Source organism: Prochlorococcus sp. MIT 1307 (genome assembly GCF_034092395.1).
In the GTDB taxonomy this organism is placed as follows: domain Bacteria; phylum Cyanobacteriota; class Cyanobacteriia; order PCC-6307; family Cyanobiaceae; genus AG-363-K07.
Genome location: NZ_CP139301.1, coordinates 64,926 through 88,832 on the forward strand (window position 1 = coordinate 64,926; position 23,907 = coordinate 88,832).

Genomic DNA, 23,907 nt, shown 5'->3' on the forward strand with positions numbered 1-23,907 from the left:
AATTCAAAATGCAGCTAAAGCCGCATACAAATGAATTATCAAATGCTGCTTGAGTGCCATGCAGCGGGTACAGCTATTACCAAGAAAGAAGCTGAACTTTTAGATCTGGAGCTGGACTCTCAAATTGCAAGTATCAAAGTTTCCAGGACGCAGGGTTGTATTGAAGTTGCTCCAGATCACATCTGTAAGTCTGCGCTTGTGTGCAAAGGGAGCTTTTGGATTACTTGCTTTGCTTCTGTACTTGATCAAATCAATCCAGTTTCGATGGGAACAAAAGCAAGAGGTGCAAGAGTTTTCGACGAATTGGTGAACAATGGATATGTAGTTACGGATTGAGATTGGTTGCCGTGGGATGGATAACTATTCAGTTTTCGAGGTTCAAAACAGGATGTGAATGATAAACAGAGCGGTGAGTAAAAAAGTGAGTGTGTTCTTTTTGCCCGTCAGGTCTCGGATTACTGCGTCTGCTGATCGACCAACTCGCAAGCAGAAGTAATCACCTCGTCCTTAGAGGACGCTTTGGTGATTTTCATTTGTTTGAAAAAAATGCTTTGATGTCGATGGAGGACACACGTCCTGCGTTTTCGACTCACTTATTCTTATGGACAAAAAAGGTGCAAAAGGTTATTGGATCTCAACCTCAACAGTTATTAATCAAGAACTCTTTGCTGAATACGTAGAAAAGGTAGGGCCTTGGCTAAAAGAAGTTGGGGGTAAAGTCTTCGCAAAAGACACTGAGCCACAAGGAAAAGAACAAACAGTAGGTGCAAACTTAGCTGTTATTTGTGAGTTCCCTTCCATGCGTAGAGCTGTTGAGGCTTATGAATCAGTGGAGTATCAAGAGCTAAGCAAAATCCGCAAAGCCGCTACAGAGAATGCAACCTTCACGATCATGGAAGGGATGGATGAAGCAACAAAACTAAGAAGAGCAATGGGCAAGTAAATGTCTTTACGTCACCCCCTTTTCCATAGAACCATCTTGGCTCTTCTATTAGATGTTCAAGAATCAGGGTATGAACCACCAACGCTTGAGAATAGAGAAGTATTTAAAGCTGAACTTCTACAAGAATTAGAAGAAGGTATAGCTCCCATTATTGATCGATGTTGTTATCGGAATCCATCAGTGAAAAGAAGCGAAGAAGAGTCAAACCTTCCCAAGTGTTGATTGGGTCCCTCTGAGCTATTCCTTTGTGGGTCGTCCGAAGGCTCGAAATCTTCCTAGAGTCGTGCCCTACAACTGGAGACACTTTTGTTGCTTCTAAGGAAGAGATAAGCAGTAATAGGAATGCTTTAGCGCTTTTTAGCGGTTGACAATTTGGTTAACTTTTTAGCCTGCTGTGCTTGCTCTTTTAGCCATACATCAGGGTCAAAATCACGGATTGGATTGGTCGCTCTCCACTGAATGTTGTACATGATGTGCCTGGCAAGAGACATCTTCCCTCTGGGCTTCATGTTGAGGTGAAGCTTCCCTTCTACATCTTCTAAGAAATCGTCTAAATAGCCGAGATCTTTCATCTTGTAGAGCTGACTTCGAGACGAATACCCAAGGAACTTGGCCGCTTCTGTGAAGGTACAAATCATCATTGGTTTAATTCCATAGAAAAAAGGCGGGGCCAACCAGGAGGAGACCACCACAGAATCCCCCTATCAACCCCGCCAAGCTCTTAAGACGCGATTGCGTCCTTCATGGCAGCAAAGGATTCAGCATGTCTGACAGCAATGTCGATTGACTGCAAAGCCCGTATGCCAACAGTGCCTTTGGCGATGTCGGTGTATGGATCGACCAGCACTTCGAGTGATCCCCACATGCCGATCAACAAGTCTTTGAAATTGCCGTAAAGGATTGCACTCAAGCCACTGCCTGAACCTTTTGTGAGGTCAGAAGGAACGTTGTTAGATACGTGGAAACGTCTTGAAAGAATCTGCTGCTTGCCTAACTCAGCACCATATGGAGAAAGGATGTAATCACCATTGGAGTCTTTGAGTTTGTGGACTGCACCTTCAACCTTTGCATTTGTTAGGAACGCACAGTTTTCGAGATCAGCATTGTCAACAGAGACAGCTTTTTTGAGGTCTACAAAATCATCCAAATCAGCCGCGGCTCCATTGGTCCCACCTGCTACAGATCCAATACCAGTTGTGTTGAGGATGCCTAAAGGTTGAGAACTTGAACCACTGCCGTTAATTGCAGCTACATCAATACCTTCAGCAATCTTGGCGATGATGTCTGATTTGATCAGTTCCTCGATTTCTGGAGTGGACTGCAGAGACATCAAATGGCTGTACTTGCTGTATGCCCCGATAGTCTTTGGCTGCATGGAGATATTGCGCAGAGTGCCTGTTGATTCAGTCACGCTGTCAGCGTCATCAGCTCCAATCCAATAGGTAGTAGAGGAAGCATTTCTTGCAGGAATGTCTACGTTGCCAACCAATCCAGGCAACATGCGAGCACCTAATTCAACGACAGCAGAGCTTGGTCTTAAAGACTCAACGAACTGATCTGCGAGGTGTTCTGTAGCGACTGCATAACCACCTGCTGATGCAGAGGATGTGACATAAGCACGCTTGCTCCAAGCATTATTTGGGACGAGGAAACCTTGTGAACGCTTGCCAGTTTGTAGCTGCAATTCTTGGTTAACTTCTCGCTCAAGACCAGCTTGCGACCAATCGCCAGAGACAGAAGCTTGAATTGCTCTGACCATGCTGAAGTCTCTTGTCGCGTCTCGATATTCTGCGGATTGCCAATCGTTAGAGATGGTTTCTACTTCTTTGGGGATTGAGGCAGTCATAGGTTCTGAATAAGAGGGGTGTGATCGGTGAATACCAATCGAGTTGTCACTTGGTACAGCGACCAAGGAGATCTCCACTGGTTGCCAGCGGGTCACTAAGGTTTTGCCGTCGTCGGTGTATTCGCTTTCGTTGATTTGATACCCAACCGAAATGTTCTGGAGGATTCCTTGTGTGACTTCTTTTCTCTTGGCAATAGCTTCATCAGATGTTCCCCAGCGAACAGTTGCTCGTCCTTTTTCATTAACGATTTCGGCAGATTCAACAACACCTAAAACTTCATTCGGTTGATGGTTCCAAAGGAAGGGCGCCCCATCATTTAGACGAGATAGATCAACGGCTTCCCTTTTATGAGAGAGCACTTCATCTCCTAGTGGAGTAGGGACTGGATTCTCTGAACTAAAAGACAGGTTAAAAGTGTCGCTATCAGCCGCCTTGGAATCGAGATCTAAGAATCTTGTCTTAATCGCTGTATCCGTAGTCATCCTTTGAGTCCTCTATGAGTATTTTTTGGAAACGGCGAAATTGAGCCGATGAAAGTGAGTCTTCCAATGGATCAGAACGCGATGGCCTGTCATCACCCATAGGATTTACGACTAAAATTAAAGTGGTCATATGGCTGATCTTAGAGTTTTTTGATCCCTATAAATGGCTGCAAATACTAGGGTTTTCAAGGCGAAAGCTTATTTATCATTAAGTCGCCGCTAATGTTTTTTATTTGACGCTATTGATTTGCTAAATAGCTCTTAAATGCGCTTAATTGCCGCTAATTAAATATTTCAATATGCTTATTGAAGATCAATAGAAGAATGGATTAGATGCATATTCCCTCTATTTTGCTTGAGATTGGTCCTTTCTCTGACCCTATGACTTTTAGTGGCTTGTGGTTCGCAAGTTGGCTATTTACTTGGTTTTCAGGCGTAAGTTTTAACCATGTTATGAATAAAGAGATGTATTCAACAATGGCTTACTCCGAAAGCGGAAAAAAAATCAATAGGAATGGAGATACACCAAAAGCTGTTTGGGTGGCAGCTTTATGGGCATTACCACTTGCTATCTACATTTCTCATGCTTGGAATAGATGTCCAGTTAACTAAAGATGTTTGCAATCATTACTTTCCTTATTGGCTTATTCCTCGGCTGGGTTTTAACTTGCAGACGTTGGAACAAGGTCGAAAAACAGATAGAGAAAGAGAGAAGAAATGAGGAATCTAGATTGAGGCGTACCCCTGACAAGGAGCTTTCGCAAGTTGATCTATTAAGGAAACGCTGTCTAGAAGCTGAGTTTAAGGAGTTAGAGGAAACGCTTAAACGTCCAGTCTGATCTTCTCAACCTAGCGATCACAACAAAAGTCCTTAATCAACTCTTATTTATCGTTGATAGGTTTTAATTACCTCTAGTAATTAGCTATATAGATCTTAAATGCGCTTAATTGCCATTATTTAAATATTTCAATATGCTTATCAAGCTATGAAAAAGTTTTTAAATAGATTGAAAGCCGTTCTTAACGGTCAAGATTTCCTCTATGACGATGGAGAGAAGTACTTAAACCAGCCATTTGAGAAGCCGAAACTTCACGGTTGTCCGCTTCCATTACCTGAGATTCGAACCAAAGACAAATGGGATCAAACTTAGATAAAGCTCTTAAAACAGTTGCAACACTTGCGCTCTGCGTGATTGCTGTTCAGTTGATCCCGATTTCTAAGCGTCATCAGCTTGAATATTTATGCTCTGTTAATAACTCAATAAAAACATCATTCGGACCAAGATCACGAAAACTTTCCGCTTATGATGAGATAGGAAAAAACGTTACCAAAATCGAGTCGATCGCCGGCTATTCCTATAAAAAAAATAGTTTTATGGTTTCAGATTTTTGCTCTGAACTTAAAAAGTTTTAGTTATCCCCTATACCCGCACACCTAGGAAAACCTCTTTTACCTCTATAAACCCACTTAGGACGACCACCAACTTCAATACCTAACTTCTGTTTTTTGCGCTCAATCACTTCCTCTACAAAGAGATCCATCAAGACAGCTCTTGTATGTTCCTTGTTCTTACCAAAGTGGACTGCAACTTCTTCAATCGTTCTCCACTCTTCTGATTCAGACAAGTAAAGCTCTGCATAACTCCTCAAATCCTTTTTAACGGAAGGGAGCAATTCCTCTTCTCCAGTAACGCTCTCAAACACCCAGGAAAGATCTTCCTTGTTTCCCTCAAGATTCCAACAAGTCCCGACTTCACAGTTCCTAGCTTTCTCTAAACAAGACAGAACGAATTGGCACTGTTTTGGCGTTGAATTTGGTGCTCGTGAAATTGCCCACACATCACTAACAGCACCAACCTGAGTACCAGCGCCCAGAATATCGAACATGGATACATCACCCCTTTGTTGATGTTCTGGTTTTCGCAAGTGGGAAGTAATAACAATGAGAATATTTTTCCTGCTGGCAAGGTTGTTGAGGTCATATAAAGGTTTTGCAAACTCAGGATCTTTTATTGAGACTCCACGATTTGCCAGGAGTGTGGTCACACTGTCCAACATGACAACGCCATAGCCACCCTCATCAATCAGTCGTTCAAGGCGTGGAAGATCGAGGCTGTTAAATCCGTCTTCGCCAAAAACAAAATCAAAGGCATCCTGGGTTAAACCCATGATTTTGCACTTACGCCAACAATCATTTTTAGGTTCATCCGCTTGAACAAAAAGCACCCTGCTTTTCTTTGTTGTGAGCTGGCCTATTCCTTCTTTATTCTTTAAAAACGGTTCTCCCTTCCCAATGCAGGAAGCAAGTGAGTAAAGGAAGGTTGTTTTTCCAGTTCCAACATCTGCCGCGAGACTTACCAACGCACCTTTAGCCCCAAAAGAATCAACAATCCATTCAGCGTTTTCTCTTGATTTGAGCAATTCGCCTACAGAAATAGGTTTCCCTAGGTCAGAGGGAATAGGGGCTTTTCTTGGTTTTACTTTCCCTAGATGTTTCCCTAGTGGTTTTCCTGTGTGTGTGGGTATAGGCCTTTTCCCTTCACGTTCCTCACGATCTCGTTTTTGAAGCTCAGCTTTTAAATCAGTTGAATAGTCATAGCCCTCTCTTTGTATGTGATCCCTTGGCAAAACTCCTAAAAGGATCAGTCTTTCAAAGGAATCTGTGTGATCGTTAAAAACCCTTCTAGACATCGAATGGCCTCCAAATTGATAGTTGCTCCTTAAGCGTCAGATCGTTTTTTTCAGCAATAACTTTGATGGCAACAGTCAGCGCCAAGTCACGCCAAACAGGATGCAAAATTGCATCAGTATTCTTTAGGACTTCACCGAAGCCCGGTAATTCTTGATCCATCTCATCGGCCCTCCAACTTCTCAAGCCGCTCAGAGAACGCCTTCATTTGGGCGAGTTGAGTTGCTCTTAATTCTTCAACTGCTGCTGTTGCGGCATGGACTGCTGCGGTGCATTGATGTAGAGCATCAGAGTTGATGGCATGCCCTTCTTGGCTTTATGACTATTTTTGGCGGCCATTGCCAAAACACCTCATCGTTAGGGATGGATATATGGCCGTCTCCAGTTATTGGAAAGACTTTAAGGACGCAACCTAAAGGTCAAGCACTTTCGTGACCCGCCTAGAGGGAAAGCCCAGCGTTGTTGATATCTTAGTCCAAATATCAACCAATGTGTCTAGTCAAAGAGATATACACTTTTCAGCTTTTAACTTTTTTATTAGCCCATAGCAAATGGATTGCCCCTTGATATGACAGAAATTAACTACTGGCTAATGAAAAGTTCCCGTTAGGTGATAGCAAGCGATCTCAGCGAATCAGGAATTTCTATTCAAACTTTATTCAAACTTGCAAACCGACTGTTTGGAATCACCCCAAAAAACTCAGAACGAGAAGAAGATGTACACAATCGAGTAGCTGCAGCTATCAACCTTTTGAGACAGATTTTGCATACATGGACACGGACCCACCGACACCTCCGTCTATGTTGAAAGGCTCTGAATCTTCAAAAGATATTCAGACAGTATCGAGATTCAATGATGGAGATCTGGCTAAGAATCTTGTCCTGCTTGATCGAGTGATCTTGAGCACAATGGAATCAGCGATTGTTTTCTATGCATCGATTAGCCCTCACTGTTGCTTCTGTGGCTGGTTTAAGTGCTATCACTCCTTCTGCTGAAGCAAGTTCATATTGTTTTATCAATCAAAATACTATGGATCTATGCAGAACTCACTGGATTGTTCGCTAGAGACAAAACGAGAAGTAGTGGAAGCAAGAAAAAGCTCGGCTGAGGTCGAGCTTTTTTATGTCTAAACAGCTCTCTAATTAAAGAGAAAAGTTCTTGGAATCACCTTAAAAGATCTGGAACAAGAAGAAGGTATTAATCAACTCTCCTCTCTCTATGGACCCAAATAATGCGCAAGAAGCCAGTCAGCAAAAGTCTTCAGATGAGTTGTCTGCGGTAGTAGACATCCTGTGCGAAACCTTTGATGAGATTGAAAGTCGTTCTCTTGGAACTTCTGCTGCTGGTATCCCAGTCAATTTCTATGACTTTGATGCCATGACTCAAGGTCTACAACGAGGAGATTTAATTGTCATTGGTGGTAGGCCAGCAATGGGGAAAACATCCATGTCGCTGAACATGGCGAAGAATGTTGCTCAATTACATGACCTTCCAGTTTGCATCTTTGGCTTTGAGATGGGCAAAGAGCAATTGACCTATCGCCTGCTTTCGATGGAAGTCGGCATCGAGACAGGAAGACTGAGGACTGGTCGACTCCAACAAGAGGAATGGACGTTATTGGAGGAAGGAATTAATTGTCTTGGTCAAATGCCTATTTTCATCAGTGATAAAGCCACAATCACTGTCGAAGGAATGGTTGCTAAATGTCAGCAGATCCAAGAGAGACAAAAGAAAGAGTTGGGACTTGTTGTTATTGACTATGTGCAACTAATGGATGGACCAAACAAAGCATCCCGCGATGAAGAGCTTTCGAAAATCATTGTGGATTTAAAAGAGATGGCAAAAACTTTGCAGGTTCCAATCCTTTTGTTATCTCAGATCACACGAGCTGTTGAGCATCGCAATAACAAACGCCCCATGCTCAGTGATTTAAGAGAAACCGCATCACTAGAAAGTCATGCGGACATAGTGGTGATGATCTATCGAGATGAGTACTACCACCCTGAATCAGAAGATCGAGGCATTACAGAATTGATCATCTGCAAACACAGAAATGGTCCTGTTGGAACAGTGAAATTACTTTTTGAACCCCAATACACTCGCTTTCGGAACCTTGCTATCTAAATTCGTATTAAAATCTAAAAACCTAAACAATTATGATTTTAGTGTGTCTAGCCCATATAGCGAGCTGAGATATTTGGATGTTACCGGGTCGGGTATAGGTAGGAAAAGTATCGAAATCTCATTTCAGTTTCTGCAAAAGCATGAACTTGAAATTGAAGAAGAATCAAATCAGATGGATCAAAGCCTTTGGGCAATGAGTCGTAATCAACCAGATTCTTCAGAAGCATTACTTTGTCTGAGATGCAGGGTGAGCCATCCAATTGCTCAGAAGGTCAATCTAATATTTAATAATTTTCGCGATAAGTATGAACTTGAATTAAAAGACATGTTGGTCTATGTGCTTGATGACACAGGAGAAGTCTTTTTGAGAAGCTCTTATAAAACGGATGAAGATAGTAATGAGATTCGGCGTCAACCTCTTAATTGGAACACCCTCTTAGAAATGGCCGACAAAGGAATCAGGCCATTTAGTACAGACATCATTCATAGTTTTGACCCTGATTTATCTGGTCTATCTACTTGGGCTAAAAATAAAGTGCAGGCCAATTCAGATCTCAAAACCTATTTACGTAGTTGTGGTTTGCTGCTGATTAGTCCATGGGCTCTCATTGCAGATAGCACTCCTACGCGAGTGAGAGAAGCCTGGTCACGTTGTGGCGATGGGAATATACAGGTTATGGAAATGGAGAGTTTGCATCGCTCTTATTTAAGTAATTACAAAGCTGCAAAAGAGGTTTATAGGAAGAGCACAGGGAAAGCTACTGGCTGGGTTCCAGATGCTGAATTCCTTGCATCATTAAATCCACCTCAAAAGAACAGAGAGAACCTGGCGTTACTTGATCAAGCAATCCGTCAATATCTTGTCGGGACCAATTTCACTCGTCAATTTAAAGAAGGAGAAGAAGCCTTATTGCAGAGTGCTCCATCCACTAGTAGTGAATCCTCCAATTCGGATCTAGTCCAATCCATTCATCAAGCGCTTCAACGCTCAACACAACCAATCGTGAAAGCTGCGATTGAGTCAGATCGTCCTCGATGGGAGAAAGATCCTAGTCGTGAATTGGCTTGGCAGCTTTATGGACAGGGTCTTGGGCAAAGAGAAATAGCGACACGGTGTGATCACAAACAAGCTTGGGTTAGCAAGCTACTACTTGAGAAGACGCTTTCAGAAAACATTGCGCAAGAAGCAGCGGTTGCTCTTGTAAGACGTTCTGAATTCAAACCGCTACTTAAAGATCCAGCTGGTGTAGACCGCATGATTGAAGAATTACGGAATTATTTGGTGTCATCAGAACAAAAAGGCAATACCTCTCTTCTTAGGCAAGCAGTCCATGAGGCTCTGCAATCATGAGCGAAAGCAATTCCCAGCGACCATCCATAGAGGCCTTCCCAATCCCGGAAGGATCAGTTTTGTTGGGAGCTATCAATGCCTCAGGATTCAGAGAATTTACGATTGCTGCGCTTAAGCAAGTTTTAAAAGATAGAGATCTGAACTTGCCTCTTGGTCCCGAATTAGATCTTGAGAACCCTGAGCGACTGATCAGCCTCAATCAGTTTGCGGTACAGATTGTTGTTGCTGGCTTCACTTCAGATGAAATCACTATCCCTTTGAAGGATTGGTATCAAGCTGGTGCAGCTCCACAACTTCTTTTAGCTGCACAAGTTGATGAAGAAAATAATGTTGTTTTCTTTCGTGGTGTACTAACAGGTCCAGAATTTGAGTCATTAATTTCCAAACGTCTCAATAATCAACAGGAAATCAATCTTTCCCTTGATCGGTTTGGAGGTGGCATTGATCGCCTCCTAAGGTTTGTGCGGCTTTTAGAGCCAAGTGCGATCCCAAGAGTTGGTTTATTTGAGGAATCCAGTCCTGAATGGAATTGGGCACCGATCCAAAAGAAAATGAAGGCAGTGATTTCAATAGCTGCATTGGGTGCTGGAACAATCCTTCTAGGGCCTGAACTTCTAAGGCCAAGACTCTCTGGAAGTATTGCCTCACTCACACCTAGTCAGATTGCAGTTTTGGGATCTACACGCAGTGCTGATGGTATCGCAACAGTTTGCTTGCTAACTCCTGAAGTCACGCAGTCACGATCCAGCTCACTCCCGATTGCGTTGGTATCAGTAGATCGACCTCTGATCTTTTCTCTTGATCCTCTCAATGAACTCAAAATTTCCAAGAATGGAACAATTGTCTTGAGCAAGCTTGCCTCTTTGAACAAACGAATTGAAGGCCCTATCACCTGGCCGATTCAATCCCCAATTCAACCAGGCGAGACATTTGACTTGAGCTTTAGACCGAAGGGCACTAGTCCTGGAAGCTGGACAACAATTCAAATCCAAACGAACCCCAGTACATCTTTCCAAAAGCTGGACACATTGATTGACGCTCTAGGCAAGAAAGAATCTCGATGGATCAATGCCATCAACCGAGAACTAAAGAAGGATAAGAATCTGGCGTTGACATTGTTGTTCTCTTCCAACGCACCTCAAACAAAAGCCTTGAATAAAGCTAGGACTTCTGTTCTTGTACGCGACGGCTGTCTAGAAACTGAGAATTGACCGTTTTGGAATCACCCTAAAAGGATCAGAACGAGAAGGAAGTGTCAGGAGGCAAGCCTCCATTACTTCTCAAAAACATGACCACTTCAACTTTTGATCTCAACTCTGCTTCTAACTCCAACAGGAAAAAAATCAAAAGAGTTGGAGCAGCCTTTGCTCTTGCACTTGTTGCTTCCGTAGCTGGACTAAGTGCAATGACTTCTTCTGCTCATGCTTCAGGGTGGAGTATGCGCAATGGGCTAGGAGGTTACGATTACCATTTCAGCGATGGGAGTAGCGCCTGGAGTATGCCTAATGGTCTAGGTGGTTACGATTATTTCTAACAGCGACATTCTCAATACCACGAAAAATGCCTGGCAGTTGCTGGGCTTTTTTGATGCCTTTACATATCTGCATTAGCAAAGGAAACAGGCTTTGGAATCACCCTCAAAGACCCAGAACAAGAAGGAGATGTATTGATCGTTATTCCAGGTTCCATCATGAAACTCCAATCCGTTGCTTTATCGGTTGCTTGTATTTGCATAGCTTCAACTGGTTTCGGCTTGTCATTAGTAATGCCGCGAGGAGCCAATGCAATGACTATTCCAAATGAATCAACAATATATGGGGAGGATCTTCCACGGGTAGGTCTTAACCTCAACCTGCTTGCTTAAATCAAATTCGCTTAGCTATTACTGAGTAGAGCACAAACCCTTCAAAAAAGACATAGTTACCTATGAATCGCTTTGCCCTCATTACAGCTTTATTGATGCCAGTTGTGATCGATGGCGGGCTGGTTGTTGAAGCGATTCCTGAAGTACTTGTTGCTCAGAAGAAAGAAGAATTAGGACTTGATGATATTGACCGCCTAAGAGAGAGAGCTGAAGAAGCTAAAGAAAGTGCGTTGTACACAAAAGCAACTGAAATCTTAGAAACAGTTCTTTCAATACAGGAGAAAGATCTCGGAGCTGAACATCTGGCTGTAGCAAATACCCTCAATGATCTGGCTTTGTTATATGACACTCAAGGTTTCTATGACAAAGCAATACCGCTCTTTCAACGTTCCTTAGCAGTTAAAGAAGAAGTACTAGGACCAAAGCATCCTGATACGGCTAAGGCTTTAAACAATCTTGCTTGGGTATACCTCGAACTAGATCTTTATAGCAAAGCCGAACCTCTTTTCCTTCGAGCTTTGGCTATTGACGAAAAAGCACTCGGGCCAGAACATCCTGATACAGCAATACATCTCAACAACCTAGGTTTGTTATATCGAGCTCAAGGTCAATACTACAAAGCCGAGCCACTACTTCGACGTGCTTTGGCTATCAATGAAAAAATACTTGGGCCAAAGCACCCTGATACTGCTAAGGCTTTAGATAATCTTGGGATAGTATTTTCCAATCAGAATCTATACAGCAAAGCTGAGCCTCTCTTTCTGCGTGCCTTAGCTATTCATGAAAAAGCACTAGGGTCAGAACACCCTGAGACCGGTGTCAGTATCAACAACCTTGCTGTCGTTTATTTCATCCAAGGGAAAAACAACAAGGCCGAACCTCTATTGCTACGTGCTTTAGCTATTCAAGAAAAAACGTTAGGACTTGAGCATCCAGAAACAGCTGAAAGACTCATCAATTTAGGTTCTTTCTATAACAAGACTGGTCGTTACAACAAAGCAGAACCTTTATTGCTACGAGCTTTAGCAATCAATGAAAAAGTACTAGGACCAGACCACGCTGAAACAGCTTGGGGAATAAATAATTTAGCTTTCTTCTATAACAATCAAGAGCATTACAAGAAAGCTGAAATGCTCTATCAACGTGCTTTAACAATTAACAAAAAGGTTTTTGGCTTAGAGCATCCAGATACAACAATAACCCTCAACAATTTGGCGATGGTTTATGCCAGTCAAGGTGATTATGACCGAGCAGAACAACTGATAAGACAGGGACTAGAAGTTGCATTAACTCTGATCCAACGAGAGGCTCCTTTCCTTGTCATTAATGAACGCAGTTCTTTTGCCCGAGCTTTTGACCTTGACCATGCAAGAGCTTTTTCCAGCTCGTTTTGGAGTGAATCAGGAGAAAGGCTTGCTTTATTTGCGAGGCTGAACCGTCAGGGTTTGTTAGAAGATATTGAGAAGCGTCAATCAGAGTTAGCCAATTTGCCTGGCCCACAGCAAGAAATAACACAAAGACTACAAGAAATCACCCAAGAGCTCTCATCAAAGAATTTGAAGGTTGAACAACGTCAAACTTTGCGCTCAAAAAAAGAACAATTAGAACGCAATCTTTATCGTTTACTACCCAAACTCAGACCACGCATTATTCAAGTCGACCAAGTTGCCAAAGCAATGCCAAGTGACTCTTTACTAGTGGAGTATCAGCGCTATCAACTTTTTGATGGTGCTAAATCAATAAATCAGCGTTGGAGTGATGCTCGTTATCTTGCAATGCTCTTAAAACCCAACGGAGAGATCACCTCTGTTGATTTAGGTCTTGCAGAACCAATAGAAGAAAAGATTGAACAAGCTCTTGCAGCTTCTGAGGAAGGCTTGACGGGTGCTCAGGATCTATGGAATGAAGTTAGTCAGTTAGTTATGACGCCATTAGAAGAAGCAATTGGAGGAGCGGAAACTTTATTTATTTCACCAGATGCTGAGCTCAACCGAATCCCATTCGCAGCACTTAGTTCACCAACTGGCGATGGATTATTAGGAGAAGCTGTTCAACTTCGTTTATTCACGACTGGCCGAGAGTTATTGGATCTTGCCAAAAAGTCAAAGCAAACTAATCAACAACCGCTGGTCGTAGCCAATCCTACTTTTAGCCCTAGGAAGTTTTGGCCTCGCACAAAAGAGTCGAATTTGATTTCTTCCACTCAACGACGCTCTGGTGATCTCAGCTCAATGAGTTGGAAACCATTACCTGGAACAGCCAAGGAAGGAAAAGCGATTGCCAAACTCACTAATGCAAACTTGTTGCTACGAGAAAAAGCAACAGCATTAGCTGTTCAAGAACAAGAATCACCCAAGGTCTTGCACCTAGCAAGTCATGCTTATTACCTAGAAGATCAAGATAAAGGCGAAAACCCACTTCTTAGAAGTGGAATAGTTCTAGCTGGTGCGAATCAACCTGATGCTAATAGCAAAGATGATGGTTATCTCACTGCTTTAGAAGTGACCAAGCTCGATTGGCAAGGCACAGAGCTTGTCGTTGTCTCTGGTTGTGAATCTGGGAAAGGCGACATACAAGCAGGAGAAGGTGTTTATGGTCTTAAACGTGCCATTGCTGTAGCAGGTGCTCGCTCTAGTTTGCTATCGCTTTGGAAGGTGGATGATCAAGCAACCGCTGCTTTTATGGAAAGTTTTTATCAACGGCTCAAAGCTGGAGTAGGAAGAGCAGATGCTTTAGCCGCAACGCAAAAGGAATTTAGGAATCACCCAACCAACGAGACCTGGCGACTTCCTTATGTATGGGCAGCCTTCCAGCTCAGTGGGGATTGGAGACCAATTAAATGGTGATTGTGGAATCACCCTGAAACACTCAGAACAAGAAGGAGTTGTAAGGAGGCAAGCCTCCACCACCTCTACAAAACAATGACCAACTTTGCCTCTAACTCAGATAAAAAGAATGTAAAAAGGATTAGCACCATCTTTGCTTTCGCTTTAGTTTCTTCCGTAGTTGGACTAGGTGCTGTCGTTACTGAACCTGCTTCTGCATCTTGTTATGGCAGCGGTTACTCAAGATATTGTGACGGAGTTGGCGGACCTGGAGCTACTTATTCTTCACGCGGTGATTTTGGAAGTACAACCTATTCAGATGGCAGCAGCCAAACCTATAGCACTTATTACTACTAAATCATTCACCGAATCTATACAAAGACAGTTGAGTTCTTTCTCAAAGTTCTGCTTTTTAGCGGGGCTTTTTTTATGCCCTTACACCTCTCCAATAGCAAAGGAAACAGGCTTTGGAATCACCTTCAAATACTCAGAACAAGAAGGAGATGTATTGATCGTTATTCCAATTTCCATCATGAAACTCCAATCCGTTGCTTTATCGGTTGCTTGTATTTGCATAGCTTCTACTGGATTCGGTTTGTCATTACTGACTCCTCACAGGGCTAGTGCCTCGGAAATTTATGCAGACAATCTTCTATCTATCGGTATTAATCCAGATTCTCTAGGTATTGGAAATGCTCTAAGCCTAGATAAAGCTGGTTGGCTCTAATAGAAAGGAATTCCTCTATATAGATGAGGTTATTGATTTACCTGATTATCACATCGCACAATGACTAGAAATTTCTCAAGGAAAAGAATATTTTATTTAGCTGCTATAGCTGTAGGTTTGCTTGGGATATTTGGCAGCATTAATAAACTCAAGAATTCTCAACTATTGATGCCATCTGAATACAAGACCATCAAGACAATAGTCAATCAAATAGCAGACAAAAATGATTTAGGAGAACAACAAATTACTTTTACGATTAATGCAGGAAGCCGTACAAAGTGGTCTGCTGAAGAATTAAAATTATGTGAAGAGGATAAATGTCAATTCTATGGAGAAATTAATCCCTTCAAAGTCTATGAGGGAGAAGCTGCTAAAGATATCAATGAGGCAATAAGACAGTCTTACCTATTAAATGGAATCGAAGCGTATGCTTTCTCACATGGAACAATTAATATCAGTAGGTCTACATTCCGAACCTATGACAAAAAGAAAGATTTACTAGCTTGTACAATAGGACATGAGTTGAGTCATTTCATTAATCATGACTCTTTTAAAGATTCGCTTCAAGAGGGAAAAGAAGGAAAAGGTTTAAAAGAAAATAAACGCAAGTTATTGTCAAATCGTATTTCCAGGAGAACAGAAATCAATGCTGATATCAATGCAACTAAAATGTTGATTAATTCCGGCTTTCCATCAGAAACCTGCCTAAACAATATTTCATTTTTCTCTTTAATGGAAGGAGATGGAGAAGAAACTAAAGAAGATAGTACTCATCCTGGATATGAAGACAGATATGCTGCCTTGGAAGAATTTCTAGAAAAATATAAGGCTAATTCTGAGAGGGAAAACTTGAATGGAACTAAAGGGTATTGGAAATACAATCGAGAGTTAAATGCTTTGACATTTAGCCCTATAGAAAACAATCAATCAATGATATGAATTTCAAGCCAATTGAACTCGTGTTAATTGAAAGAAATTTTCTTATTAGCAATTTCAAAAGCTTTGGCAGTACTGGCTTTTGATGCCCAAGGATAAGCCCTTAAATGTGCTTCAAGGCTATGCCCCATCGACATGGCTACTGAGCCTGCATCGATACCTCGAATATGCGCGCGCAGACTGTAAGAGTGCCTAAAACTGTAAGGAACAATATTTACTCCTTGAGTCTTCTTCATCACTTCCCGCAAACTGTTCCAACTCTCTCGACGTTTTAAATAAGTGTTGGCAGCTTCCCCCATTTTGTTTTCACGGCAAGAAGGAAGTTCAATTAATCCTGCTTTCCAGCGTTCAATCAGATTCCATTTCTGAACTTCACCATCACTATTGATTAGTGGAAGAGGGAAGACTCTTCTGGGCTCTGTGGTTCCAGCACCTGCTTTCTTTTGATATGTGCACCACCAATAATGTTCCTTAGTTTTTGGATCTTTTCTAATCTTTAAATGCGTTAGAAGGCGGCAGGGTTATCGATGTATGAGCTTTGATTTGAAATCGAAAATTAAAACTCACGGCTAGTGAAGTGATCCACAACCTATGAGATAAAAAATGCAAAATCTAAATTTTATACATATTTGCTACCCAAGAAAGCTTGGGTGAAGCATGTCTTGAAAAGGAAATCAGCATGATAATGGTAACCATTTTCAATACAATAGAGCTGTTTTTCTGCTTTTAAGGCTATGAACGGTACTCAAAAAGTACCTGTAACTATCCTTACGGGATTTCTTGGTTCTGGAAAGACGACTCTTCTTAACAAGATTCTGAGTGAAGAACACGGTAAACGAATCGCCGTCATCGAAAATGAATATGGTGAAGTTGGAATTGATCAGGGACTGGTGATCAATGCTGACGAAGAGGTTTTTGAGATGTCCAACGGATGCATCTGCTGCACCGTTCGAGGCGATCTAATTCGCGTACTTGGGAACCTCATGAAGAGACGCGATAAGTTCGATTATGTATTGGTTGAGACCACGGGGCTTGCCGACCCCGGTCCTGTTGCTCAAACATTCTTCATGGACGATGAAATTCGTTCAGAATTTTCACTCGATGGGATCGTTACGCTTGTTGATGCAGCTCATATTGATCAGCAATTGGGACGCAGTGATGAGAGTTCCGAGCAGGTTGCATTTGCCGACGTACTGGTTCTGAACAAAACTGATCTCGTTTCTGATGAGTCACTCGATACTCTTGAAGCACGACTACGTGACATGAACCGTATGGCGCGTGTCGTACGTAGTAAGCAAGCGGATGTCTCTGTTGAAACTGTTCTAAACCTCGGTGCTTTTGACCTTGACCAGGTTTTGGAGCGGCGCCCCAGCTTCCTAGAACCAGAGTATCCATTCGAGTGGACGGGTGTTTTTCTACTTGAGCCTGGTCGTTACGAAGTTAGTCTCGAAGAGGGGCCTGACCCGATGATGTCTCTCGTCGTTGTAGCTGACCAAGGTACAGACGAAGAATCTCTCAATGAAGGTGCAGAATCATGTGTGCGACTTTACGCTGAATCTGCTGAACTCCTACATCCAGGTGACAAAATCCCACTGAATAAGCATGTGAACCTTCAGCTGCAGTCCGAGGGGCGCAAGTCGTTTTCGCTTGAAGTTGAAAAATCTGGACATCTTGGTTTATTCACTCAGCACACGGCCGAGGAATTCGATATCAAAGTAAGAAGAATGGATACTTCAGTTTCTGAGTCAGGAAGTAATCAACAGAATGATCTTTTAATTCCTCCTATAGCAGAGCGAACTTGGGTAGCACAACACGAACACGATGATGAAGTGGGTTCAATTGCTATTGAGCGGAATGGCAATGTCGATCCTGAAAAGCTCAACACTTGGCTGAGCCGACTTCTCTCAGAGAAAGGTGTGGACATCTTTCGCATGAAGGGTTTCATCAGCTTTGCCGACGAGCCGCGGAGAATAGTTTTTCAAGGTGTACATATGCTCTTTACCTCACAGCCTGATAGGGAGTGGGGTAATGAACCTCGCCGAAATCAACTCGTGTTTATCGGTCGGAACCTTGATGAAGAGGCCTTGCAAAGTGGGTTCGACAAATGCCTGACATAAGAGAACTCGGCCCTCAGGGTCGGGGGATGCTGCACGAGGGGTGGAGTACTGAAGTCGCCGATTATGTCATTGTTTGCGGATGGGCACTAGAAGGTAATGCTTTTTTGGTGGGTGATGCTGCAGGAGGCCTTTATGCCTTTGAAGGCAAGTCTGGAACCACCCTTTGGCATCGAAAGGAAGTCCATGAAGGTGGCTTACTTGCGATGTCCATTCATCCAGATGGAGATATTTTTGCTACTGCAGGTCAGGATGGACGTGTTCTGATTTGGAAGAGTAAAGAAGGTGAGTCAAATAAGGCATTAGAACTTGGTAAAGGATGGGTCGAACATCTCCAATGGTCACCAGATGGACAATTCTTAGCCGTAGTCTTTTCGCAGTACGTCTATGTTTTTGGTGCTGATGGGGAAGAACATTGGCGCTCAGATAAACATCCTAGTACTGTCAGCGCGGTTGCTTGGTCAAAGTCGAATGAATTAGCAACTGCATGCTACGGCCGAGTCACTTTTTATGATGTAATTCGTGACCAGGTCAATCAGAAGCTGGAATGGCAAGGCTCACTCGTGTCGATGGTGCTTAGCCCTGATGGCGACATTGTGGCTTGCGGTAGTCAAGACAATTCTGTTCATTTCTGGAGACGTTCAACTGCGCAAGATGCTGAAATGACTGGGTATCCATGCAAGCCAAGTCAACTAGCATTTGATCAAACCGGCATGGTTCTTGCCACTGGAGGAGGTGAACGAATAACAGTTTGGAGTTTTCAAGGCAATGGTCCTGAAGGAACGGTACCAGGAGAGTTAGACCTTCACATTGGAGCGATTTCTAGCCTCGCTTTCTCCAATCGAGGGTCACTATTAGCCTCTGGATCAAGGGATGGTTCGGTTTTTGTTTGGCTTCTCCAGAAGAATGGTCATGGTGAGCCACTTGGCGGTGCATTCGTAGGAGGCCGTGTCGAAGCAATTGCTTGGCGACCTGATGACTGTGCTCTAGCTGCCGTTAATGCAAACGGAGGAATTAATGTTTGGGATTTTAAAAATCGCATAAAAACATCTCCTAAAGGATTTTCATAAATCGAATACAACTGCGAAATCGTCCTCCTACTCCAATCTTGTTACACCCCTGCTTAGTCAGGGTTTTTTATGCACAAAGTTCTGCCTTTTAGTTTAAAAGCAAGCCAATAACTTCGTAGGTCTAATTACACAAAACAGATCAATTATTTCTTTTTCTAGGTAACAATCCTATTAAGAGAATGCATAAAACAGCGACAAGGGGACCTGGAGACATATTGAAAGTAAGCGCAAGCAAAAAACCTAAAACTGAGATTAAAGATCCAAACATTGCAGATCTAACCATAGCAACCCATAAAGATGGGGCTTGTTGCAGACCTAATAAGGCAGGAGTGGAAAGCAAAGCAATTACAAGGATGACTCCAATTGCAGACATTGAACTAACAATAACAAGCGCAGTCGTAAGGCCAAGCAGTAAATTTAAATAAGACACTTTTATGCCACTGTCAGAAGCTCCTTCCGGGTCTAATCCAATATGTACAAGCTTTTCGTAACCAAAAAGTATCAAAGAAATAAATACTAAGAAAGAAATAATAGTTCTTGTTAAGTCGCCTAAATTTGCAGTTAATAAATCACCAAATAGAACAGATTCTAAATCGATCCTAATTCCAAGAAGAGGTATAAGAAGAACACCAAGTCCAAGAGAACCAGCAAGAATTGTATTCATTATTGCTTCATAATTTTCATTTTTTTTGTTGGTTAATGCTTCTGCTGCAAGAGATCCAAACAATCCACTGAAAACACCACCTATGGAAGGACTAACGCCAAGTGCTACTGCCAAAGCCAACCCTGGCAGGACACAATGAGAGATTAAATTAACTTGCAGAAGTCGCTTATGGGTAATTAATACAGTGCCCATCGCCGGGCAAAGTATTCCTGTCATTAGAATTACGCAAAAAGGAATTAACCACCAAGTTTCTAGGGTTGAGTAAAGATTAAGCACGGCAATAGCTACCATGCATACAGCTAAATGAATCAAGCTTTTCTTTCACTACTTCAGGAGTACCAGAAGCCAAAACATGCTTATCCAAAGCAACGACCTTGTCATACGCGTTTAGAGATGTACCCCAATCGTGACTACTAACAAAAAGTGATAACCCAGCTTCAGCCAGCTGGCGAATGATTAATAGAAAGTCTTCTCTTGCAGGTGGATCTAAAGCAGAACAAGGTTCATCAAGAAGCAAGATTTTTGCTGGTGTCATTAAAGTTTTTGCAAGTAATGCTCTTTGTTGTTGCCCGCCAGATAATGAATCGAGTCTCCTTTTTCCTAAATCAGATATTCCAACTCGTTGTAGTGCAGCTTCTACTTCGCAACATGTTGATCTTGAATGATTCACTCGTCCTAACGCAACCAATCCTTCAACAGTGATTGGAAAATTCCAGTTCAACTTTCCTCTTTGAGGCATTAGAGAAATTTGGGATCGACTATCAAGCAACGGATGACTATCAATGGTGATTTCACCTTTGTCAGGCTTACTGCGGCCTTGAAGTAGACCTAGCAATGTTGACTTACCAGCACCATTTGGACCAACAAGTGCAGTCAAAGTTCCAGGTTTGAGCTCAACTGAGACCTCATCCAAAACAAGTTGACTTTGCCTTGAATAGGAATATGTCAAATTTTCAGCAATCAAACTGGCCATGAATAGGAGCATTTCCACATGAAACAACAATATGCTTGCCAATATGAAATGATAACCATTATCGTTTAAATCCACATTTGTTCCCTTCGCATGGCAGATCACTTCGGGCAATCAAGCCAGAGAAGGCTTTCGATCAATAGATCAATTTTAAAAACTTCTCTTTTAGCAGGTGCGGTTTTTTTATCTGGAACAGCTCAAGGAGTTCAAGCCAAGGAGAAAGCAATAGTTGCAATAGAGCCGCTGGTCTGTGACTTGGTCAAGGCAATTGCTCCACCTTCAAAGCAAGTTAAGTGTTTGATTGGCAGAAAAGTGGACGTTCATGATGTCAAATTTTCTCCTAGACAGGCTCAAGCTCTAAATAATGCAAGTCAAGTTTTCACACTTGGTCAAGAGATGACTCCTGCAATAAAAAAATGGCAAGATAATCCCATAACTACTGTTGTCGGTGTAAGTGCAATAGAGATTGATGACCATGACGATCATGATGACCATGACGACCATGATGAACACTCATCTTCGAAGCATGACGATCATGATGACCACGGCAAAGGTCATGGAGAAGAAGCTTTTGAATGGGCTGGTGTCTTTGAACTTTCACCAGGAACCTACACATGGTCTTTTGCAAAAGTCGATGGAGACTATGCCGACCCTGCTATGAAAATGGTCATTCTCAAGTCTGGTGATATTGAAGCATCAGAAGAACTTGCTGAAGAATTATTAGAATCTAAAAATTCAGAATTTAAACGTAATGATGATCAACTTGTTGCACAGGAAAAAGCATATGTTCTCACATTTAATGAGAGGAAAGAAAGCACAACATTCAATGTAGAAATTAAAAAAGCTGGTAAATATGTATTCTTTACTGAGCATATGCCCTTTGAGTTTGAAGCCGATGAGCATTTCTTTAAAGATGTTTCAGGCGATGATGTCGAACCGATAGCCCAAGTTCCAGACGAAGGCGGTGATCATCATCACCATGACCATGGAGGAGCAGATCCTCATATCTGGCATGATCCTCATAACATTATCAAGATGGGAAATATTATTTCTAGAAGCATCAAGAAGAACATGTCATTTTTTGATAGAGAAAATAGGAAAATTGTCAGTGAAAGATCTAAATCTGTTAATTCTATTTTAGAAGATTTAGATCAATGGACTCAAAGACAAGTATCCACAATTCCTTCTAATCAAAGGACGATCGTTTCTAAGCACAAAGCTATGGAATACTACGGAGATGCGTTTGGTTTGAAAACTATTAGCTTATTGGATTTTCTTGGTCATTCAGCGAGCCTTAGGCCTCAGACCATTGTCAGAGTATTAGGGGAGCTAAAAGAAGAAAATGTGAAAGTCTTATTTGCTGAGCAAAAACCTCCTTCGAAATTATTAAAAAACTTGAGTCGGCAAACTTCCACTCCTATAGCAAAACAACAAATTTATGTTGATGGTTTAATGCCAACGGGAAACACCATTTCTGTTGCTGTTCATAACACTTGTTCTATTGTTAATTCCTTGGGTGGTTCATGCAATAAGGCCACGGGCGCACAAATTGAAACCAGGTGGGATTCGTTGACAAAACGTTGACTTACTTCTAATAATAAATAACCCCTTAATTAACTTTCAATGGAGTGAATAATGTATAGCAAAAAAGGATTCCAGGCCTATAAAACATACTGGGAAGATCAAGCAAGTTTCATGGATAAATCTCCATGGAATCTGAAGAAGATCTTAAAACTAACTATCTCAAAAGATTTTAATAGAAATATTGAAGAACTTGAATTTTCCAATCACTCCATTTCAAGAGAAGAGGGGCAATTAACCTTACGGGTAAATGTTCCTTACAACTACTTTGAACTTGATGGTTTTGAATTAAAGGCTATTGAACTCCTTGGTATTGATAAAAATTGGTTAATAGATATGAGCTTAGAAGACTCTAGTTGTACTCATCAATTAACAAGGTAAGAGGTGAGATCTCTATATCGAATACCGCGCTCCATCGATGCTTCCAGCATTGATTCACTACTCCATTGGGCATAAGCAGCGTTATGCACTTGAACGGTGTGCCCCATAAATGCTGCCATTTCTGTATCAGAAAGCTTGTAGACCTGATGCCCTCGTTTGCTGTATGAATGCCGAAAGCTGTAGGGCACGACTCCATTTTCAGCTTTTAACCTTTTCCAGACTGGGTTAAAGCCCAGGTAATTTTTAAAAGCATCACCAGCTCCTGCCTTCATTCGAGGAAGTGGATCCTTACGTTTGATCCTTTCAATTAGCTTCCATTCTTTTTCCCACTCAGGATGCAATGGCCATAATCTTCTTGGTTTAGTAATGCCGCCACCAGCTTTCTTGCAGTAAGTGCAGAAGAGATAGTCCTTTCCATTCTTTTTGATCTCTAAATAGTCATAGCTGACTTCAATGGGACGCAATCCATAAACGATTGCAAGCTTGAGAGCTAAATCCCACTTCATCGCACGATCCCTTAGGAGGTGTTTCTTCTCAGCCTTATCAATATCAATCGGTAATGAGTTGAGAAGCTCCTTCAGGTCCTCATCTTCTATAACCACAGTCGGATTAGAGGATTCTTGTTGCTTCTTGGCAGACTTACGTCCCACATAGTCTCCTAGGGCGTTTTTGGGAGGTGGAGTCCAGTTATCAGCAGGCAAAAAATGATTTGAGGCTTTAGAGGTGGCCCACCTCAAGAAAGCCGCTATATGTTGCACTTTGATCTGTCTGCTTCTAGACCCTGGTTCGTTTTGTTTGCCAATCTCAATCAGTAGATCATTAGCATTCGACGCTGCCACTTCCTTGAGTCTGCGGAACGTCTTTCCATATTCGACGTCCCATGTCTTTTGACTCACGTCTCCACTGACTTTGACTTTGTAATTTCCATAGCTCTCCCATGCAGTAATTAAAAGTTTTGGATTAGGTCTCCTAGATGCTCTTGGCCCATCAGAGTTTGTCTTTTTAACTCGTTCTATAGCTTCATCGAGTGGAACTTTTTTAACCATATGCAGTTCAAAAATTTCATCAGCTAGTTTTCTGATTCTTGGTTCTTGTGCTCTTTCCCAATATGCGGGGAGGTTTCTATAAATTCTCGATCCATCTTCTAATCGAATTCCCAAACAAGCTCTCCTACCTTTTCTCTCAATCACCTGCCAATGAGGCGAGAGATTATCGCGCAAATGAGTTCTAAGGCCCTGTACCCAATCTGGAGAATCAGTTCTAGCTTTCATTGACCACTAGATCGTATGACGGGGAGCTCAAGGGGAGCTCTTGACTAAATAGATTTAAATAGATCTA

28 protein-coding genes and 1 pseudogene are annotated in these 23,907 nt (G+C 42.1%); 20 read left to right on the forward strand and 9 right to left on the reverse strand.

The features are described 5' to 3' along the window. Window positions 1–30 precede the first annotated feature (30 nt). The 3 genes from SOI82_RS00300 to SOI82_RS00310 all read left to right on the forward strand — a co-directional run bounded on the left by SOI82_RS00300 (window position 31) and on the right by SOI82_RS00310 (window position 1,165). Window positions 31–336, forward strand: a complete 306-nt coding sequence (locus SOI82_RS00300; protein ID WP_320667411.1) for a hypothetical protein — start codon at window positions 31–33, stop codon at window positions 334–336. 265 nt (window positions 337–601) lie between these two features. Next, window positions 602–943, forward strand: a complete 342-nt coding sequence (locus SOI82_RS00305; protein ID WP_320667412.1) for a DUF1330 domain-containing protein — start codon at window positions 602–604, stop codon at window positions 941–943. Beyond that, on the forward strand, window positions 944–1,165 hold the full coding sequence (locus tag SOI82_RS00310; protein ID WP_320667413.1) for a carbonic anhydrase: 222 nt from the start codon (window positions 944–946) through the stop codon (window positions 1,163–1,165). Between the two features lie 125 nt (window positions 1,166–1,290). On the opposite strand, the gene SOI82_RS00315 is transcribed toward SOI82_RS00310, so the two are convergent. From SOI82_RS00315 to SOI82_RS00325, 3 genes are read right to left on the reverse strand one after another with little or no spacing between them, the layout of a single operon-like run. Continuing rightward, a complete protein-coding gene (locus SOI82_RS00315; RefSeq protein WP_320667414.1) occupies window positions 1,291–1,635 on the reverse strand; it encodes a hypothetical protein in 345 nt (114 codons plus the stop codon). A 29-nt stretch (window positions 1,636–1,664) separates the two neighbouring features. Next, on the reverse strand, window positions 1,665–3,272 hold the full coding sequence (locus tag SOI82_RS00320; RefSeq protein WP_320667415.1) for a phage major capsid protein: 1,608 nt from the start codon (window positions 3,270–3,272) through the stop codon (window positions 1,665–1,667). Continuing rightward, window positions 3,250–3,402 carry a hypothetical protein gene (locus SOI82_RS00325; RefSeq protein ID WP_320667416.1) on the reverse strand — a complete coding sequence of 51 codons (153 nt, stop codon included), beginning with the start codon at window positions 3,400–3,402 and terminating at the stop codon, window positions 3,250–3,252. Before SOI82_RS00325 ends, SOI82_RS00320 begins: the two co-directional genes overlap by 23 nt. A 203-nt stretch (window positions 3,403–3,605) precedes the next feature. Here SOI82_RS00325 and SOI82_RS00330 point away from each other — a divergent pair, with 203 nt between their 5' ends. From SOI82_RS00330 to SOI82_RS00340, 3 genes are all read left to right on the forward strand, one after another. Beyond that, window positions 3,606–3,884 (forward strand): hypothetical protein, encoded by a 279-nt coding sequence (locus SOI82_RS00330; protein WP_320667417.1) that lies wholly within the window; start codon window positions 3,606–3,608, stop codon window positions 3,882–3,884. A 2-nt stretch (window positions 3,885–3,886) separates the two neighbouring features. After that, complete coding sequence (locus tag SOI82_RS00335; protein WP_320667418.1) at window positions 3,887–4,111, forward strand: hypothetical protein; 225 nt, start codon at window positions 3,887–3,889, stop codon at window positions 4,109–4,111. A 296-nt stretch (window positions 4,112–4,407) separates the two neighbouring features. Continuing rightward, complete coding sequence (locus SOI82_RS00340; RefSeq protein WP_320667419.1) at window positions 4,408–4,686, forward strand: hypothetical protein; 279 nt, start codon at window positions 4,408–4,410, stop codon at window positions 4,684–4,686. On the opposite strand, the gene SOI82_RS00345 is transcribed toward SOI82_RS00340, so the two are convergent. Both SOI82_RS00345 and SOI82_RS00350 read right to left on the reverse strand, forming a co-directional pair. Next, on the reverse strand, window positions 4,683–5,963 hold the full coding sequence (locus SOI82_RS00345) for an AAA family ATPase (RefSeq protein ID WP_320667420.1): 1,281 nt from the start codon (window positions 5,961–5,963) through the stop codon (window positions 4,683–4,685). The genes SOI82_RS00340 and SOI82_RS00345 overlap by 4 nt on opposite strands. Next, entirely contained in the window at window positions 5,956–6,147 is a 192-nt protein-coding gene (locus SOI82_RS00350; protein WP_320667421.1) for a hypothetical protein, read from the reverse strand. Before SOI82_RS00350 ends, SOI82_RS00345 begins: the two co-directional genes overlap by 8 nt. A 424-nt stretch (window positions 6,148–6,571) precedes the next feature. Between SOI82_RS00350 and SOI82_RS00355 the strand changes: the two genes are divergently transcribed. From SOI82_RS00355 to SOI82_RS00400, 10 genes and pseudogenes are all read left to right on the forward strand, one after another. Beyond that, the gene (locus tag SOI82_RS00355) at window positions 6,572–6,769 is read left to right on the forward strand and encodes a hypothetical protein (protein ID WP_320667422.1); all 198 of its coding nucleotides are present in this window, start codon (window positions 6,572–6,574) and stop codon (window positions 6,767–6,769) included. Window positions 6,770–7,207: 438 nt separating this feature from the next. After that, window positions 7,208–8,086 (forward strand): annotated as a pseudogene (locus tag SOI82_RS00360) (replicative DNA helicase); the annotation flags it as partial. Between the two features lie 43 nt (window positions 8,087–8,129). Continuing rightward, window positions 8,130–9,437, forward strand: a complete 1,308-nt coding sequence (locus SOI82_RS00365) for a hypothetical protein (protein ID WP_320667423.1) — start codon at window positions 8,130–8,132, stop codon at window positions 9,435–9,437. Continuing rightward, window positions 9,434–10,648 carry a hypothetical protein gene (locus tag SOI82_RS00370; RefSeq protein WP_320667424.1) on the forward strand — a complete coding sequence of 405 codons (1,215 nt, stop codon included), beginning with the start codon at window positions 9,434–9,436 and terminating at the stop codon, window positions 10,646–10,648. The genes SOI82_RS00365 and SOI82_RS00370 overlap by 4 nt, the downstream gene beginning before the upstream one ends. Before the next feature lie 77 nt (window positions 10,649–10,725). After that, the gene (locus SOI82_RS00375) at window positions 10,726–10,971 is read left to right on the forward strand and encodes a hypothetical protein (RefSeq protein ID WP_320667425.1); all 246 of its coding nucleotides are present in this window, start codon (window positions 10,726–10,728) and stop codon (window positions 10,969–10,971) included. A gap of 156 nt (window positions 10,972–11,127) precedes the next feature. Beyond that, complete coding sequence (locus SOI82_RS00380) at window positions 11,128–11,301, forward strand: hypothetical protein (RefSeq protein ID WP_320667426.1); 174 nt, start codon at window positions 11,128–11,130, stop codon at window positions 11,299–11,301. Window positions 11,302–11,363: 62 nt separating this feature from the next. Further along, complete coding sequence (locus SOI82_RS00385; protein WP_320667427.1) at window positions 11,364–14,147, forward strand: CHAT domain-containing tetratricopeptide repeat protein; 2,784 nt, start codon at window positions 11,364–11,366, stop codon at window positions 14,145–14,147. A gap of 75 nt (window positions 14,148–14,222) precedes the next feature. Then, on the forward strand, window positions 14,223–14,483 hold the full coding sequence (locus SOI82_RS00390) for a hypothetical protein (protein WP_320667428.1): 261 nt from the start codon (window positions 14,223–14,225) through the stop codon (window positions 14,481–14,483). After that, window positions 14,446–14,853, forward strand: coding sequence for a hypothetical protein (locus tag SOI82_RS00395; protein ID WP_320667429.1), 408 nt, complete (start codon window positions 14,446–14,448; stop codon window positions 14,851–14,853). Before SOI82_RS00390 ends, SOI82_RS00395 begins: the two co-directional genes overlap by 38 nt. 60 nt (window positions 14,854–14,913) lie before the next feature. Next, the gene (locus SOI82_RS00400) at window positions 14,914–15,792 is read left to right on the forward strand and encodes a hypothetical protein (protein ID WP_320667430.1); all 879 of its coding nucleotides are present in this window, start codon (window positions 14,914–14,916) and stop codon (window positions 15,790–15,792) included. Between the two features lie 23 nt (window positions 15,793–15,815). Here SOI82_RS00400 and SOI82_RS00405 read toward each other — a convergent pair whose 3' ends face one another. Next, complete coding sequence (locus tag SOI82_RS00405; protein WP_320667431.1) at window positions 15,816–16,088, reverse strand: hypothetical protein; 273 nt, start codon at window positions 16,086–16,088, stop codon at window positions 15,816–15,818. Window positions 16,089–16,523: 435 nt separating this feature from the next. On the opposite strand from SOI82_RS00405, the gene SOI82_RS00410 reads away from it, so the two are divergent. Further along, the gene (locus SOI82_RS00410) at window positions 16,524–17,906 is read left to right on the forward strand and encodes a GTP-binding protein (RefSeq protein WP_320667432.1); all 1,383 of its coding nucleotides are present in this window, start codon (window positions 16,524–16,526) and stop codon (window positions 17,904–17,906) included. Beyond that, complete coding sequence (locus SOI82_RS00415; protein WP_320667433.1) at window positions 17,894–18,973, forward strand: hypothetical protein; 1,080 nt, start codon at window positions 17,894–17,896, stop codon at window positions 18,971–18,973. Before SOI82_RS00410 ends, SOI82_RS00415 begins: the two co-directional genes overlap by 13 nt. 139 nt (window positions 18,974–19,112) lie before the next feature. Here the strand turns inward: SOI82_RS00415 and SOI82_RS00420 are convergent, their stop codons facing one another. Both SOI82_RS00420 and SOI82_RS00425 read right to left on the reverse strand, forming a co-directional pair. Then, window positions 19,113–19,928, reverse strand: coding sequence for a metal ABC transporter permease (locus SOI82_RS00420; RefSeq protein ID WP_320667434.1), 816 nt, complete (start codon window positions 19,926–19,928; stop codon window positions 19,113–19,115). After that, a complete protein-coding gene (locus SOI82_RS00425; RefSeq protein ID WP_320667435.1) occupies window positions 19,906–20,610 on the reverse strand; it encodes an ABC transporter ATP-binding protein in 705 nt (234 codons plus the stop codon). Before SOI82_RS00425 ends, SOI82_RS00420 begins: the two co-directional genes overlap by 23 nt. A gap of 90 nt (window positions 20,611–20,700) precedes the next feature. Between SOI82_RS00425 and SOI82_RS00430 the strand changes: the two genes are divergently transcribed. Together SOI82_RS00430 and SOI82_RS00435 are read left to right on the forward strand one after the other, a co-directional pair. Next, window positions 20,701–22,191, forward strand: a complete 1,491-nt coding sequence (locus SOI82_RS00430; RefSeq protein WP_320667436.1) for a metal ABC transporter solute-binding protein, Zn/Mn family — start codon at window positions 20,701–20,703, stop codon at window positions 22,189–22,191. 51 nt (window positions 22,192–22,242) lie between these two features. Next, entirely contained in the window at window positions 22,243–22,569 is a 327-nt protein-coding gene (locus SOI82_RS00435; protein ID WP_320667437.1) for a hypothetical protein, read from the forward strand. Here SOI82_RS00435 and SOI82_RS00440 read toward each other — a convergent pair. Further along, window positions 22,554–23,840, reverse strand: coding sequence for a hypothetical protein (locus tag SOI82_RS00440; RefSeq protein ID WP_320667438.1), 1,287 nt, complete (start codon window positions 23,838–23,840; stop codon window positions 22,554–22,556). The genes SOI82_RS00435 and SOI82_RS00440 overlap by 16 nt on opposite strands. Between the last annotated feature and the right edge of the window lie 67 nt (window positions 23,841–23,907).

Coding starts and splice junctions, on each gene's coding strand:
- SOI82_RS00420 (WP_320667434.1), bottom strand. CDS start 19,928: ATGGTAGCTATTGCCGTGCTTAATCTTTACTCAACCCTAGAAACTTGG.
- SOI82_RS00400 (WP_320667430.1), top strand. CDS start 14,914: ATGACTAGAAATTTCTCAAGGAAAAGAATATTTTATTTAGCTGCTATA.
- SOI82_RS00335 (WP_320667418.1), top strand. CDS start 3,887: ATGTTTGCAATCATTACTTTCCTTATTGGCTTATTCCTCGGCTGGGTT.
- SOI82_RS00370 (WP_320667424.1), top strand. CDS start 9,434: ATGAGCGAAAGCAATTCCCAGCGACCATCCATAGAGGCCTTCCCAATC.
- SOI82_RS00440 (WP_320667438.1), bottom strand. CDS start 23,840: ATGAAAGCTAGAACTGATTCTCCAGATTGGGTACAGGGCCTTAGAACT.
- SOI82_RS00390 (WP_320667428.1), top strand. CDS start 14,223: ATGACCAACTTTGCCTCTAACTCAGATAAAAAGAATGTAAAAAGGATT.
- SOI82_RS00310 (WP_320667413.1), top strand. CDS start 944: ATGTCTTTACGTCACCCCCTTTTCCATAGAACCATCTTGGCTCTTCTA.
- SOI82_RS00325 (WP_320667416.1), bottom strand. CDS start 3,402: ATGACCACTTTAATTTTAGTCGTAAATCCTATGGGTGATGACAGGCCA.
- SOI82_RS00330 (WP_320667417.1), top strand. CDS start 3,606: ATGCATATTCCCTCTATTTTGCTTGAGATTGGTCCTTTCTCTGACCCT.
- SOI82_RS00385 (WP_320667427.1), top strand. CDS start 11,364: ATGAATCGCTTTGCCCTCATTACAGCTTTATTGATGCCAGTTGTGATC.
- SOI82_RS00320 (WP_320667415.1), bottom strand. CDS start 3,272: ATGACTACGGATACAGCGATTAAGACAAGATTCTTAGATCTCGATTCC.
- SOI82_RS00395 (WP_320667429.1), top strand. CDS start 14,446: ATGGCAGCAGCCAAACCTATAGCACTTATTACTACTAAATCATTCACC.
- SOI82_RS00425 (WP_320667435.1), bottom strand. CDS start 20,610: ATGGCCAGTTTGATTGCTGAAAATTTGACATATTCCTATTCAAGGCAA.
- SOI82_RS00375 (WP_320667425.1), top strand. CDS start 10,726: ATGACCACTTCAACTTTTGATCTCAACTCTGCTTCTAACTCCAACAGG.
- SOI82_RS00300 (WP_320667411.1), top strand. CDS start 31: ATGAATTATCAAATGCTGCTTGAGTGCCATGCAGCGGGTACAGCTATT.
- SOI82_RS00415 (WP_320667433.1), top strand. CDS start 17,894: ATGCCTGACATAAGAGAACTCGGCCCTCAGGGTCGGGGGATGCTGCAC.
- SOI82_RS00345 (WP_320667420.1), bottom strand. CDS start 5,963: ATGTCTAGAAGGGTTTTTAACGATCACACAGATTCCTTTGAAAGACTG.
- SOI82_RS00410 (WP_320667432.1), top strand. CDS start 16,524: ATGAACGGTACTCAAAAAGTACCTGTAACTATCCTTACGGGATTTCTT.
- SOI82_RS00405 (WP_320667431.1), bottom strand. CDS start 16,088: ATGGGGGAAGCTGCCAACACTTATTTAAAACGTCGAGAGAGTTGGAAC.
- SOI82_RS00305 (WP_320667412.1), top strand. CDS start 602: ATGGACAAAAAAGGTGCAAAAGGTTATTGGATCTCAACCTCAACAGTT.
- SOI82_RS00430 (WP_320667436.1), top strand. CDS start 20,701: ATGGCAGATCACTTCGGGCAATCAAGCCAGAGAAGGCTTTCGATCAAT.
- SOI82_RS00435 (WP_320667437.1), top strand. CDS start 22,243: ATGTATAGCAAAAAAGGATTCCAGGCCTATAAAACATACTGGGAAGAT.
- SOI82_RS00380 (WP_320667426.1), top strand. CDS start 11,128: ATGAAACTCCAATCCGTTGCTTTATCGGTTGCTTGTATTTGCATAGCT.
- SOI82_RS00340 (WP_320667419.1), top strand. CDS start 4,408: ATGGGATCAAACTTAGATAAAGCTCTTAAAACAGTTGCAACACTTGCG.